The following is a 13,133-nucleotide window of genomic DNA, read 5'->3' as shown; positions in this document are numbered from 1 at the left end:
TCAGAGGGTCAGCGACCAGCTGTTGAGCGTGCCGGTGTCGACCCGGTACACGTCCTGGACCTTCAGCGTCCAGGTGCCGTTCGCGGCCTCGGCCGAGGCGTTGACGGTGTACGTGGTGTTGATGTTGTCGGACGAGTCGTTGCTCGAACCCTTGAGGCGGTACGAGGTGCCGTCCGGCGCGACCAGGTCGACGACCAGGTCACCGACGTAGGTGTGGGTGATGTTCACCGCGACCTTGGTGGTGCCTGAAGCGTTGCGGGCGCAGTTCGCGACGCTGACCGTGCTGCTCACCGCGGCACCCGCGTCGGGGATGGCGACGGGGCTGCTGTTGGTCTGGGTACCGCAAGGCGTGGGCTCGGGGCCGGGGCCACCACCGGTACCGGTGTAGAGCAGCACGTTCGGCGAACCGGTGCCCGGGTTGGTCACCTTGTCCTTGGTGCCGTTGGCGACCAGCGCGTCACGGACCTGCTTCGGCGTGGCCGTCGGGTTGGCGGAGGCGTACAGGGCCGCCGCGCCGACGACGTGCGGGGTCGCCATCGAGGTGCCGCTGATGGTGTTGGTGCCGTTGTTCAGCCAGGTCGAGGTGATGTTGCTGCCCGGCGCGAAGATGTCGAGGCAGGTGCCGATGTTGGAGAAGCTCGACCGCGCGTCGGTGTTCGTCGTCGAGCCGACGGTGATCGCTTCCGGCGTACGGGCGGGCGAGACGTTGCAGGCGTTGGCGCCCGTGTCGTTACCGGCCGCGACACCGTAGGTGACACCGGCCGCGATCGACCGCTGGACGGCCTGGTCGAGGGTCGCCGAAGCGCCGCCGCCGAGGCTCATGTTCGCGACGGCCGGCTTGACGGCGTTCGCGGTCACCCAGTCGACACCGGCGATGACGCCGGCGGTCGTGCCGGAACCGGAGCAGTTCAGCACGCGGACGGCGACGAGCTTGACGCCCTTGGCCAGACCGTGCGCGGTGCCACCGATGGTGCCGGCGACGTGGGTGCCGTGACCCTGGCAGTCCGTGGCGTCGTTGTCGTTGTCGACGGTGTCACGACCGTGGGTCGCGCGCCCGCCGAAGTCGGGGTGCGTGGTGAGGATGCCGGTGTCGACGACGTACGCGGTGACGTTGGACGCCGTGGTGCTGTAGCTGTACTTCTGGTTCAGCGGAAGGCTTTGCTGGTCGACCCGGTCCAGGCCCCACGAAGGCGGGTTCAGCTGGTCCGCCGAGATCGAGACGGTCTGGTTCTGCTCCACGTAGGCGACCGCCGGGTCGGCGGCGACGCGCTTCGCCTGCTTTTCGCTCAGCGCACCAGAAAAGCCGCGGACCGACGACGCGAAGGTCTTCTCGACCGTGCCGCCGTGACGGTTCGTCAGGCTCTTCGCGGTGGCTTCGACCGACGAGCCGTCCTTCAGCACGACGATGTAGCTGTCCTTGATCGCCTTGTCGCTACCCGCGTTGACGATCGAACCCTCTGCCGCGGACGCGACGGTGGTGCCGCCGAGCGCCGTGAGCACGGCGACGGCCGCGGCGACGCCGAAGGCGGGCAGGCGTCTCTTCAAGGTTCCCAGGGAATTGTTCAAGATCTTCCTCCCAGGCAGGGTCGACCCACGGACATAAGTGCCCGCCGGATCGTTGGGGTGACTCAGAGGTGAAGCGCGTTCCACTTAGGAGCGCAGGCTGAGACTAAGTCGCGGTTTCACCCGAAGGAAGACCTTGCATTACGGACATCTCGGTAGTAATGGGTGCCACATCAGCCCAGGCCGGACACCGTTCAGCCCCCGCCTTTAGTCGCGTTCTGCGCCGTACGGCCCACGAAGAATTGGGGATCCGCACATCTCGTGGTCGCTTTCCCGCCCACCGGTCGTTTCAGCGGCGTGAAAGTACACACGGATGGCCGCCTACTAAAGTCTCGACCTCGCCGAGCGGAAATCGATTTCCATCCTACCTTCGGATGGACCATGCTCGTGGGCATGTTGCTCCGACAGGAAACCCCGGCCGACCGCGAAACGATCCACGCCGTTCACCTGGCCGCTTTCGCGAAACACAGTGTCCCGGTGGTCGAAGCGAAACTCGTCGACGAACTCCGCGAGGACGGTGATCTGATCGGAGCACTGTCCATCGTGGCCGAACGCGACGGTGAAGTCGTCGGGCACGTCTGCTGCAGTCCCGCCCGGCTCGGCTCCGACGAGAAGTCGACAGTCGGCCTCGGTCCGCTCGGCGTGCTGCCGGAGTACCACGCCTCCGGCATCGGTTCGGCGCTCGTGCACGCGGTACTGGGCGCGGCCGACGCGCTCGGCTACGGCGCCGTGGTCCTGCTCGGCGACCCGCGCTACTACTCCCGGTTCGGCTTCGTCCTCGCCGAGCAGCACGGGATCACACCGCCGGTCGCGGAATGGGCGCCGCATTTCCAGGTCCGCACGCTCCGCGCGTACCACCCCGGTCTTCGGGGCGAGTTCCGCTACTCACCCGCCTTCGACCGCCTCTAGCCGCCTATGCATTTAGTCCTCTGAATGCGGTCCTTGCGCAGGCAACTACCGCATTCAGAGGACTAAACGCAGGGGGTTTAGGAGGGCGCGAGGAGGTTGTTCCGGCGCAGGAACTCCTCGGCGACGTCGAGCGGGTTGCGCTTCTCCTCGCTGAACTGGACGTTCAGCTCGGTCAGCTGATCGGTCGTGAGCGCCGCCGAGACCCGGTTCAGCGCGTCGACCTCCTTCGGCGACAACGTCCCCTTCGCGATCAGGGGCACGATGTTCTGCGCGGGGAACATGTTTTTGTCGTCCACCAGCGGCACGAACCCGTTCGCGGCGATCGTCGACGACGTGCTGAACAGGTCGGCGACCTGGATGTCGCCGGATTTCAGTGCGGCGACCGTGACCGGACCACCGGTGTCGGTCGTGCGGATCTCGGCGAACTCACAGCCGTAGAGCGTCTTGATCTTGTCCTTCCAGCGGCTGCTCCACTGACCGGGACCGCCGAAGACGAGATCCCTGCAGCGTGGGCCGAGATCGGAGAACGTCTTCACTCCGGAATCGGCGAGTTCCTTGCGCACCACCAGAAGGTCCTTGTCCTCGGCGGGCGCCTGGTCGAGCACCTCGAAGCCGGGTGGCAGTTTCTGCTTCAACTGCGCGTAGACGTCCTGCGGTGTGGTCGCCTGCGTCTCCTTGTCGAAGTAGCGCAGCAGGTTCCCGCTGTAGTCGGGAACCAGCGAAAGCGATTTGTCCTGCAGCGCCTTGACGACGACCTCGCGACTGCCGACCGGCGGGCGCACGGTCACGTTCTCCGCCCCCGCGTTGCGCAGCGCGCCCGCGTAGATCTGGGCCAGCAGCAGGCTTTCCCCGACGTCCGACGCGCCGATGATGATGTCGCCGGTCGCGCCACCCTCGGCACCGCCCGCCAGCGGGTTACCACAACTTGTCGCCAGCAAAGCGATCCCGGCGAACAACGCCGCCACCGTCCGCCTCATAGCCTGCTGGTGAACCCGCGACCGCGATCGACGTCGGCAGGACACTGCCTGGTCATCCACGTCACGATGGCCGACAAGGCGCCCTGCCACCGCGATAGCGGGGCCTTCGGCCGGGGCGGGTTCACGCGTCTGCTGACTTTTCCCGATACGGCCGCAGCTCCGCCTACCGGCTCTCATGCCTTCGCCTTCTTCCCGCTCGCGGCCTGCGCCAGCCGAACTCCCTTGGGCACCAGCGCACGCTGGACGCCCGCCAGGAGAAGATCCAGCACGACGGCGAGCAACGTCGTCAGGACAGCGCCCGCGACGACCTGGGGATAGTCCAAAATGGCCAGTCCGTCGAGCAGGAACCGGCCGAGTCCACCGAGCCCGACGTAGGCGGCCACGGCCGCCGTCGCCACCAGCTGCAGCACCGAGTTCCGCACGCCACCGAGCACGAGCGGCAGTGAGATCGGCACCTCGACCTTCCACAACCGTTGCCAGCCGGTCATTCCGATGCCTTGCGCCGCGTCGACCACGCCGTGGTCGGTCGCCTGCAGTCCCGCGTACGTCCCGGCGAGGATCGGCGGGACGGCGAGCACCACGAGGCCGATGATCGTCGAGGTCACGCTTTCGGTGATCAGGAGGAACAGGAAGGTCACCAGCCCCAGGGTCGGCAGTGCGCGGATCGCGTTGCCACCGCTCACCAAGAACACGGCGCCGCGGCCGGTGTGCCCGACGTAAAGCCCGAGCGGGATCGCGATCACCACGGCGAAGACCAAGGCCGACACCGTGTAGCCGAGATGCTGCAGAAGCCGGTTGAGGATGCCGTCCGTGCCCTGCCAATGAGCCGGGTCGCCGAACCAGTTCACGACGTCGCCGATCATTTCGCCCCCGCCGTGGTCGCCACCCGGTTCCAGGGTGTGAGGACATCACGCAGCCGGACCAGCAGCAGATCGACGATCAACGCGAGCAGGAGCGTCGCGACGATGCCGACGACGATCGGCGAGAAATACTCGCGCTGGAAGCCGTCGGTGAACAGCACGCCGAGCCCGCCGGTTCCGATCAGCGCGCCGACGCTGACCAGGCTGATGTTGCTCACCGAGGCCACCCGGACACCCGCGGCGAGCACCGGCACCGAAAGCGGCAGTTCCACGGCGAGGAACCGGCGCACGGGTTTGTAGCCGACCGCGGTCGCCGCCGCGACGACGTGCGGCGGGACGGCGTCGAGCGCGTCCAGCACCGGGCGCACCAGCAGGGCCGCGGTGTAGACGGTGAGCGCGACGATGACGTTGACGCTGTCGAGGATCTTCGAACCGATGATGCCCGGAATCACCACGAACAACGCGAGCGACGGGATCGTGTACAGCAGGTTCGAGACCACCAGCAGGACGTTGCACACCGCCCGGAAGCGATGGCCGAGCCAGCCGGCCAGCACCGCGATCACCAAGCCCAGCACCAGCGGCACCAGCGAAAGGTAGATGTGATCGAGCAGATCACCGAAGAACTGCGAGCGGTTGTTGGCGCTGCCGAGATAGCGCCCGAGTTCCGCGAAGAAGTCTCCCATCAGGAGCCCAGTGGCAGCGCTTCGATCACTTCGAGAACCTGTTTGGCTCTGACCACGCCGAGGACCTTGTTCCCGGAATCGACGACCACGCCGAGACTCGCGGGCGACGACAGCGCCGCGTCGAGCGCGCCGCGGATCGGCGCTCCCTGGACGTACAGCGAGCCGCCGGCGACCAGATCCGTTTCGGCCAGCTCGCCGTCCACAGTGGACTCGGGCCGGAGCCAGCCGCGCGGCTGCCCGTCCGCGTTGACCGCGAGCAGCCATTCGTCGACCGTGCCGGTGACCGGCTTGCCGACCTCGACCCGCTTGACCTCTTCGACGACGATCCCGTCCGCGGGCAGGAAGGAAAGCCCGCGATAGCCGCGATCCTTGCCGACGAACGACGCGACGAAGTCGTCGACAGGGTGACGCAGCACATCCGAGGGCGTGCCGTACTGCGCGAGCACACCGCCGACGCGGAGCACCGCGATCTTGTCACCGAGCCGCACGGCCTCGTCGATGTCGTGGGTGACGAACACGATCGTCTTTCCCAGCTGCGACTGCAGGCGCAGCAGCTCGTCCTGCAGTTCCTCGCGCACGACCGGGTCGACGGCGGAGAACGGCTCGTCCATCAGCAGCACCGGCGAGTCCGCCGCGAGTGCCCTGGCGACGCCGACACGCTGCTGCTGGCCGCCGGAAAGCTGGGCGGGGTACCGCTTGCCGAGTTCCGTTGGCAGACCGACGGTTTCGAGGAGTTCGGCCGCGCGCTTGCGCGCCTTACCCTTGTCCCAGCCGGACAACAGCGGCACGGTGGCGATGTTGTCGAGGACGGTCCTATGTGGAAAGAGGCCCGCGTGCTGGATCACGTAGCCGATACCGCGGCGCAACAGGGCCGGGTCGCCGTCGCTGACGTCCTCGCCGTCGAGCAGTACCGTGCCCGAGGTCGGCTCGACCATGCGGTTGATCATCCGGAGCGACGTCGTCTTGCCACAGCCGGACGGCCCGACGAAGACGGTGATGGTGCCGTCCTGCACGGTGAGGTTCAGGTCGTCGACCGCGACCGTCCCGTCCGGATACCGCTTGGTCACGCCACGGAACTCGATAGTCACGTGTCTCTCCCCATGTCTGGTCGAAAAACCGTAGCCCAGATCTTGCCTGTTGGCACGGTGTCTCAAGCAGCGGGTCACTAGGCTGAGGCCCGTGAGTTCTCCCGTCGATGACGTCCTAACCGCGCACGGTGTCCACGTGCGACCGCTCCATCAGGTGATTTCCCTGCTCGGGACGGATTGGCGTGACCTCGGCGAGCTGATCCGGATCAGTACCGCGCCACGCCGGAGTGTCGAGGACGTCCTGAACGCGCTCGGCGACGACCTCGAGCGGGCCGAAGCCCGTTTCCGGCTGGCCCCCGCCGCCCGCGAGAAGTACGCGCGCTTCGAGGCGCGGGACCGGAAAACCGATCCCGACCTGCTGAAGACCATCACCAGCTACGTCGAGAACGTGCCGTCGCCGCTGTCCGCGCTCGATCACGTGCAGGCGACGCCGGAGACCGTGCTGAACCGCGCCCTGTGGCTGGACGAGCAGTACGACCTCGATACGGCGAAGCTCCTGTTCCTCGGCGACCACGACCTCACTTCACTGGCCGTGCGCGCGCTGCGGCCCGACGCGGACCTCACCGTCGTCGACCTCGACGATCGCGTGCTGGCCTACATCGACGAACTCAGCGAGCGGTCGATCCGCACCCTGCACACGGACCTGCGGGTCGGGTTGCCACCCGCGGTGACCGGGCGGATGGATCTGGTGTTCAGTGATCCGCCTTACACCCCCGAAGGAATGGGCCTGTTCGCCGCACGCGGGGTCCAGGCGCTGGCCGAACCCTCGGACGGGCGACTGCTGCTCGCCTACGGCTACAGCCCCCGGCATCCCGCGTTGGGCGCGCAGGTGCAGCGGGCGCTCGCGACGCTCGGGCTGACCTTCGAAGCGATCCTGCCGGGCTTCAACCGGTACTTCGGCGCGCAGGCGATCGGGAGCGCGGCGGATCTTTACGTCTGCCAGCCGACCGCGAAGTCGAAGAAGAACCGCGGCGGCAAAGGGAAGTCCGCGATCTACACCCACGGACCGCAGTCGGTCGAGTCCGCCGGGGCGGCCAAGCCGTCGTTGCTGGACAAGCTGCACGAGATCGCCATCGAGGGCGGGCTGGCGCTGGAATCACGGCCGGTCGACTGGTCGGTTTCCGGACCGGAGGGTGACGCGGTCGCGATGGACCTCTCGGCCGACCCCGGCCCGTGGCTGCTGCGGACCCTGCTGGGCACCAACGCGCGACGGCTCGCGCTGCTGGTCCCGAACGCGCATCCGGATCTGACCAACGCCGAAGCGCAGACCGCGCTCAACCGGCTGGTCGGGGCGAAATACCGGTTGCGACTGCTGCGCAGCACCCCGGACAACCGGCACGCCATCGTCGTCGCGGACGCGATCGAGCATCAGAACGAACTCCTGACCAGGGCGCACGCGCGGCTGGCGAACGTCTCGCTGGACGTCCCGTCGGACCTGACGGACGCGCGGCTGATCGACCTGCCCCGGCACCGGCTTTCGGAACTGCTCGACTGACGCCGACAGCCGCGGCCGTTGTGTCATCGGAACTTCATGCGCCCTTCGTAGGTTCGGCCCATGAACAATCCGCTGGGTCCGGGAGCGCCGCCGTACGGGTTCGTCCACCCGCCCGGGCCACCACCACCCCACCACAAGACCAGCGGCCTGGCGATCGCCGCGCTCGTACTGGGGCTGACCGGTTGTCTGGTCCTGCCGGTGCTCCCCGCGATCATCGTGGGCGTCATCGCGCTCACCCAGACCGGTCCAGGCGGGCGGCAGGGCCGGGGCCTGGCGATCGGCGGTCTCGTGGCCGCCGGGTTCTGGGCCATCGGCTGGATCGCCCTGCTCGGGAACACCATGGGGAATCCGGCAGACTACACTGCGGGCCCGCAGGGCGCGCGGTGCGCGACCCCGTCACCCGGCTACGCCGACGCCTGCACCCTGAAGCCGGGCGAATGCTTCAACCAACCCACGGTCAGAGGCACCTTTGACAGCGTCGAACTCACCTCGTGCGGGAGCGCGCACCGCACCGAGGCCGTCGGGGCCTTCACCCCGGCGGACGGTCCCTGGCCCGGCGCCGAGCAGTTGAGGGCGGAGGCCGTGTCCGAGTGCCGGCGGATCATGGACAAGAACGTGGACCGTCAGCGACTCGAAGCGACCGGTGTCCGCGCCGAACTGAGCTACCTGGGACCTGGCCGCGAGAGCTGGGAAAACGGCGTGCGCACCGTCTTCTGCACGATCCACGCGCCCGACTCGCAGCTGACCGGGTCCGTCCTCGCCTCCGGCGCCGATCTGGCCATCCCGACCGGCTGAGGAGCGCAACCCCCACACACGCTATGAAAGGTCCTTTCCTTGCGAATTTTGCAAGGAAAGGACCTTTCATAGCACTTGAGCGAGCGTGAAAGGGACCGTCACACCACGCCGTCGGCCTCGGCGGCCTTCGCGACCGCGGCGGCCACCTCGGGCGCGACCCGCGGGTCCAGCGGGCTCGGGACGATGCGGTCCGGGCCGAGGTCGTCCTGCGCGACGGAGAAGATCGCTTCCGCCGCGGCCAGCTTCATGTTCTCGGTGATCGCCCGCGCGCCGGAGTCCAGCGCGCCGCGGAAGACGCCGGGGAACGCCAGCACGTTGTTGATCTGGTTCGGGAAGTCGCTGCGTCCGGTCGCCACGATCTTGGCGTATCGCGATGCCGCGGCCGGGTGCACCTCCGGGTCCGGATTGGACAGCGCGAACACGATCGCGTCGTCGGCCATCCCGGCCAGCAGCGTCTCGTCGATGGTCGCGCCCGACAGGCCCAGGAAGACGTCGGCGCCCTTCAGGGCCTCCCCGAGTCCGCCGCGCAGACCGGCCGTGTTCGTGGTCTCGGCGAGCTTCTGCTTGATCGGGTTCAGGCCGTCGCGACCTTCGTGGATGATCCCGCGGGAGTCGAGCACGGTGACGTCCGCGACACCGGCGTTTTGTAGGATCCTGGCGCAGGCCACACCCGCCGCGCCCGCTCCCGAGACGACCACGCGCTGGCCGGAGATGTCCTTGCCGAGGACCTGGTTCGCCCCGCGCAGCGCGGCCAGCGTGACGATCGCCGTGCCGTGCTGGTCGTCGTGCATGACCGGGCAGTCGAGTGCCTCCTTGAGCCTGTCCTCCAGCTCGAAGCACCGCGGCGCCGAGATGTCCTCCAGGTTCACCGCGCCGTACGACGGACGCAGCCGGACCAGGGTTTCGATGATCTCGTCGACGTCGGTGGTGTCGAGCACCAGCGGGATCGAGTCGAGCCCGCCGAAGGTCTTGAACAGGACCGACTTGCCCTCCATGACCGGCAGCGAGGCGCTCGCGCCGATGTCACCGAGACCGAGCACCGCCGTACCGTCGCTGACCACCACGACCAGCCTGTCCGCCCACGTGTACCGCTTCGCCTTGGCCGCGTCCTCGGCGATCGCACGGCTCACCTTCGCCACCCCAGGCGTGTACGCGACCGAAAGGTCACGGGGCGAGGAGATCGGGCGCGTCGCGGCCACGGAGAGCTTGCCGCCCTCATGTCCTTCGAAGATCTCGGCGTCGGTCACTGGCGTGGTCATGGTGGATCCCGTCATTGCTTCGGCCGTGGCTAAGGACGGCGAAGTCTCGATTCGAGCGTAAGTCACTGGATTCTCCTGGGACTGCGAGCGGGGGAACTGGTAGACGGTCAGGTCGAAAGGGCATGACCCGGCCACCTGGGGTAACTCGTCCTCCGACACGGCAGCCCAGCGCGGTAGCGCCGGCCTGTCGGCGAAGCGTCCAATCGGCCATCGGTGCCGTGGGTGTGGCGACGGCCGCGGACGCAGCGGTCAGATCATTGTGACAGGACCCCGGACCAGTGTGCCCCTCTGGTGCGGTTGATGTCACAAACAGGCCCGGCTTTCCGCAGCTCAGGAGAGGTTTCGCAAGACGTCCATCCGGTTTGGTAGGGCGGCGTCAGCCCTCGTTAGCATTGAGGTCATGCAAGCCAGGCGCCTCAGCATCTCCGACTGCTTCGAGTTCACCCCGCGCGTTTTCCCCGATCACCGCGGCCTGTTCGTGGCACCGTTCCAAGAGGAGGCGTTCGTCGAAGCGGTCGGACATCGGCTTCGCCTGGCGCAGACCAACACGAGCGTTTCCCGGCGCGGCGCCGTTCGCGGCGTGCACTTCGCGGACACGCCGCCAGGGCAGGCGAAATACATCTACTGTCCGAACGGTTCACTGCTCGACGTCATCGTCGACCTCCGGGCGGGCTCGCCCACCTTCGGCGAATGGACGTCCGTGGTGCTCGACAGCTCCGAGTACAAATCGGTCTACATCGCCGAAGGCCTCGGCCACGCCTTCATGGCGCTCGAAGACGACACGGTCATGACCTACCTCTGCTCGGAGCCGTACAACCCGGCGGGCGAGCACGGCATCAACCCGATGGACGCCGACCTCGCGTTGCCTTGGCCGCGCGACATCGAACCCCTTCTGTCCGAAAAGGACACCAGTGCGCCCAATCTGAAAGAGGCCTTGGACCAGGGGTTGTTGCCGCGTTACGACGAGTGCGTCGCGTACTACGAGAAGTTGCGGGCCGAGGGCTAGCTAACGCCGCACGTCCTCCAGCAGCACCCGTTCCACATTCCGCTCCGCCAGCGCGGTGATCGTCACGAACGGGTTGACGCCGGTACTGCCGGGGATCAGCGATCCGTCGGTCACATAAAGGTTCCGGTAGCCCTTGACGCGGCCATACAGGTCTGTGGCCTTCCCCAGGACCAACCCGCCCAACGGGTGATAGGTGAACCGGTTCTCGAACGACCGCGTATCCCCGAACAGGTCACTCCGGTACACCGTGCGATTCGCCCGGTTGACCTTGTCGAACAACGACTTCGCCGCGTCGATCGACGGTGTCCCCTGCGCGGTGTTCCACCGCAGTCGCGCGGAATCGCCGGCGGCGTCGTAGGTGAAGTGGCCGCGTTCGGGGTTCTTCGTGATCGCCAGGTACAGGCTCAGCCAAGTCTCGACCCCGGCGGGCACCGGCGCGACCTCGGCGAAGACCGGGTTCACCGGGTCGTCCCACGCGTCGATGCCGAGCGCGGGCATCCCGGACTGCAGTGAACCGCCGAAATCCCACGCGTGGTTGGCGCGGCCCAGCATCACGTTGCCGTTGGTCCCCCAGCCGCGGCCGACCTCCTCGTTCAGCTCGGGCAGCGTCCCGGTTTCCCGCGCCCGCAAGAGGAGTTCCGTCGAGCCGAGGCTGCCCGCACCGAGGAAGAGGTACTTCGCGCCGAGCTGTTTCCTCGCCACGACCGTGCCGTTCTCCGATGTTTCACGCACGGTCAGGACGTAGGTGCCATCAGTCTGCCGAGTGATCCCTCGCACCTGATGCAGTGTCCTGATGGTCACGTTCCCGGTGCCGAGCGCGGCCGCGAGATAACTCTTGTCGAGGGAACGCTTCCCATGGTTGTTGCCGTAGATGACCTCCGACGCGAGCGCCGACCGCGGCACCGTGCCCGCTTCTTCCCGCTTCATGTACTCGAAGTCGTAGACGCTGGGCACGAACACCGTCTTGAGGCCCGCTCGCGCCGCGGCCTTCCGGGAAACCCTCGCGTAGCGGTAGGAACGGCAGGTTTCGAACCAGCGTGGGTCGATGTTGTTGACCCCGAGCGCGCGGTTCGCCCGGGGGAAATAGGTCCCGTACATCTCGTCCGCGTCGACGGCGGGCAGGATCTCCTCGAAGTACGACCGCCTCGGCGTCACGGCCATCGCGCCGTTGACCAGCGAGCCGCCGCCGACCCCTCGGCCGACGTACACGGACATGTCGCCGTAGTTCACCCTGTCGAGGACGCCGGGATATCGCTTGATGTCCCGGTTCGCCAGATCCAGCCAGAGGAAGGACGCGAGCGGGGCCTGGGTGCGGTTCTTGAACCACATGGCCCGCCGGTCCGGCTGGAGCATGTCGCAGAAGACCTTGCCGTCGGGGCCGGGGTCGGCCCACAGCTTGCCCATTTCGAGCATGACGGTGGGAATCCCGGCTTCGCCCAGGCGGAGCGCGGTGACGGCGGCGCCGTATCCCGTGCCGACGACCACGGCCGTCGAGAAGTCCGGAACCGCTTCTTCGGCCCGTGCGGCCGAAGCGGTGGAAATCGTGGTGAGCCCGAGAGCGGCGGCGGAGTTGAGTGCGGTGAACCCGAGGAACGCGCGGCGCGACAGTGGGGACATGGGCCGATGATCACCCGCCGCTTCACGGGCCTTCAAGACCGAATCCGAAGAGGATTCGCGTCAGCTGGGTAAACACCGTTAATGTTCACTCGAACGTGGCGATTCAGGGGTCCCCTGGGTGGCTTCCCCGATGTGTCCCAGACCGGCGCAGACCACTCTTTTCGGTCATGAGACGTCTTCTCGCAGCGGCTGCGGCCGCACTGTCCGCCGCCGCCCTTTTCGCCTTCCCCGGCCACGCCTCCGCAGCGGAACTGCCCGACTTCGACTTCTCCGCGTGTCCCGCCCCGCCCGCCAACGCCGACCCCGGCACCTGGCGGTGTGAAGCCTTTGTCTCTCAAGGAGTCCTGACCATCGGCGGCCGGGAGATCGCGCTCGGTGAGCTGCGGCTGACGTTCTCCGAAGGCGAAGTGGACGGGAAGTACGCGCAGGTGTTCGGCGAACTGCGCCACGCCCCCGCCAGGATCGACGGCACTTTCGGCGCGAGCATGCAGCTGAAGTACGGCGGCTATTCGGACTTCCAGTCCAACGACGAACGCCGCGGCGAACTGGACCTGTACGCCGTCCTGCGGCATCCCTTACTGCCCAAGGGATGCACGCTCGGGACGGCCGACGCGCCGCTACATTCGGTGGTCAAGGACGATCCCGCGGTGCCCTTCGAGGTGATCACGCAGAATCCGAAGACGGTGAAGTTCGGCGTCGTGGACACGCGACTCGCCTTGCCCCGCACGACCGGCTGCGGACGGCTGGCGCCAGTGGCCGACCGTCTGCTCGGCCTGCCGTCGCCGAGCGGCGCGAACACCCTCAAGCAGGTGACCTACGTGCGCTTCAAGACCCTCTGACCACCCGCGTTTCGTCCTCTGAATGCGGTACTTGCGCGTGCA

Annotated in this window: 12 protein-coding genes; 5 read left to right on the top strand and 7 right to left on the bottom strand. The window is 67.5% G+C overall.

All coding sequences use genetic code 11. The features are described from left to right. The gene (locus ACZ54P_RS26765) at positions 1 to 1,566 is read right to left on the bottom strand and encodes a S8 family peptidase (protein ID WP_465464318.1); all 1,566 of its coding nucleotides are present in this window, start codon (positions 1,564 to 1,566) and stop codon (positions 1 to 3) included. 390 nt (positions 1,567 to 1,956) lie between these two features. On the opposite strand from ACZ54P_RS26765, the gene ACZ54P_RS26760 reads away from it, so the two are divergent. After that, complete coding sequence (locus tag ACZ54P_RS26760; RefSeq protein ID WP_465464317.1) at positions 1,957 to 2,472, top strand: GNAT family N-acetyltransferase; 516 nt, start codon at positions 1,957 to 1,959, stop codon at positions 2,470 to 2,472. A 77-nt stretch (positions 2,473 to 2,549) separates the two neighbouring features. On the opposite strand, the gene ACZ54P_RS26755 is transcribed toward ACZ54P_RS26760, so the two are convergent. The 4 genes from ACZ54P_RS26755 to ACZ54P_RS26740 form a co-directional block, all read right to left on the bottom strand. Continuing rightward, entirely contained in the window at positions 2,550 to 3,449 is a 900-nt protein-coding gene (locus ACZ54P_RS26755; RefSeq protein WP_465464316.1) for an ABC transporter substrate-binding protein, read from the bottom strand. 173 nt (positions 3,450 to 3,622) lie between these two features. Further along, positions 3,623 to 4,312 (bottom strand): ABC transporter permease, encoded by a 690-nt coding sequence (locus tag ACZ54P_RS26750; RefSeq protein ID WP_465464315.1) that lies wholly within the window; start codon positions 4,310 to 4,312, stop codon positions 3,623 to 3,625. Next, positions 4,309 to 4,992 carry an ABC transporter permease gene (locus tag ACZ54P_RS26745; RefSeq protein WP_465464314.1) on the bottom strand — a complete coding sequence of 228 codons (684 nt, stop codon included), beginning with the start codon at positions 4,990 to 4,992 and terminating at the stop codon, positions 4,309 to 4,311. The genes ACZ54P_RS26750 and ACZ54P_RS26745 overlap by 4 nt, the downstream gene beginning before the upstream one ends. Continuing rightward, a complete protein-coding gene (locus tag ACZ54P_RS26740) occupies positions 4,992 to 6,080 on the bottom strand; it encodes an ABC transporter ATP-binding protein (protein WP_465464313.1) in 1,089 nt (362 codons plus the stop codon). The genes ACZ54P_RS26745 and ACZ54P_RS26740 overlap by 1 nt, the downstream gene beginning before the upstream one ends. A gap of 91 nt (positions 6,081 to 6,171) precedes the next feature. Here ACZ54P_RS26740 and ACZ54P_RS26735 point away from each other — a divergent pair, with 91 nt between their 5' ends. Further along, a complete protein-coding gene (locus ACZ54P_RS26735; protein WP_465464312.1) occupies positions 6,172 to 7,575 on the top strand; it encodes a bis-aminopropyl spermidine synthase family protein in 1,404 nt (467 codons plus the stop codon). A 60-nt stretch (positions 7,576 to 7,635) separates the two neighbouring features. Beyond that, positions 7,636 to 8,370 carry a DUF4190 domain-containing protein gene (locus tag ACZ54P_RS26730; RefSeq protein WP_465464311.1) on the top strand — a complete coding sequence of 245 codons (735 nt, stop codon included), beginning with the start codon at positions 7,636 to 7,638 and terminating at the stop codon, positions 8,368 to 8,370. Between the two features lie 98 nt (positions 8,371 to 8,468). On the opposite strand, the gene ACZ54P_RS26725 is transcribed toward ACZ54P_RS26730, so the two are convergent. Next, positions 8,469 to 9,629: an NAD(P)-dependent malic enzyme gene (locus ACZ54P_RS26725; protein ID WP_465464310.1), complete on the bottom strand. Its 1,161-nt coding sequence runs from the start codon at positions 9,627 to 9,629 to the stop codon at positions 8,469 to 8,471. Between the two features lie 400 nt (positions 9,630 to 10,029). On the opposite strand from ACZ54P_RS26725, the gene ACZ54P_RS26720 reads away from it, so the two are divergent. Further along, positions 10,030 to 10,635 (top strand): dTDP-4-dehydrorhamnose 3,5-epimerase family protein, encoded by a 606-nt coding sequence (locus tag ACZ54P_RS26720; RefSeq protein ID WP_465464309.1) that lies wholly within the window; start codon positions 10,030 to 10,032, stop codon positions 10,633 to 10,635. On the opposite strand, the gene ACZ54P_RS26715 is transcribed toward ACZ54P_RS26720, so the two are convergent. Next, on the bottom strand, positions 10,636 to 12,252 hold the full coding sequence (locus tag ACZ54P_RS26715; protein WP_465464308.1) for a GMC oxidoreductase: 1,617 nt from the start codon (positions 12,250 to 12,252) through the stop codon (positions 10,636 to 10,638). A gap of 167 nt (positions 12,253 to 12,419) precedes the next feature. On the opposite strand from ACZ54P_RS26715, the gene ACZ54P_RS26710 reads away from it, so the two are divergent. Then, positions 12,420 to 13,091, top strand: coding sequence for a hypothetical protein (locus tag ACZ54P_RS26710; protein WP_465464307.1), 672 nt, complete (start codon positions 12,420 to 12,422; stop codon positions 13,089 to 13,091). Positions 13,092 to 13,133 lie beyond the last annotated feature (42 nt).

The sequence above is a fragment of the Amycolatopsis sp. NPDC034160 genome (genome assembly GCF_055575355.1).
This window is presented reverse-complemented; position numbering and strand designations above follow the sequence as displayed.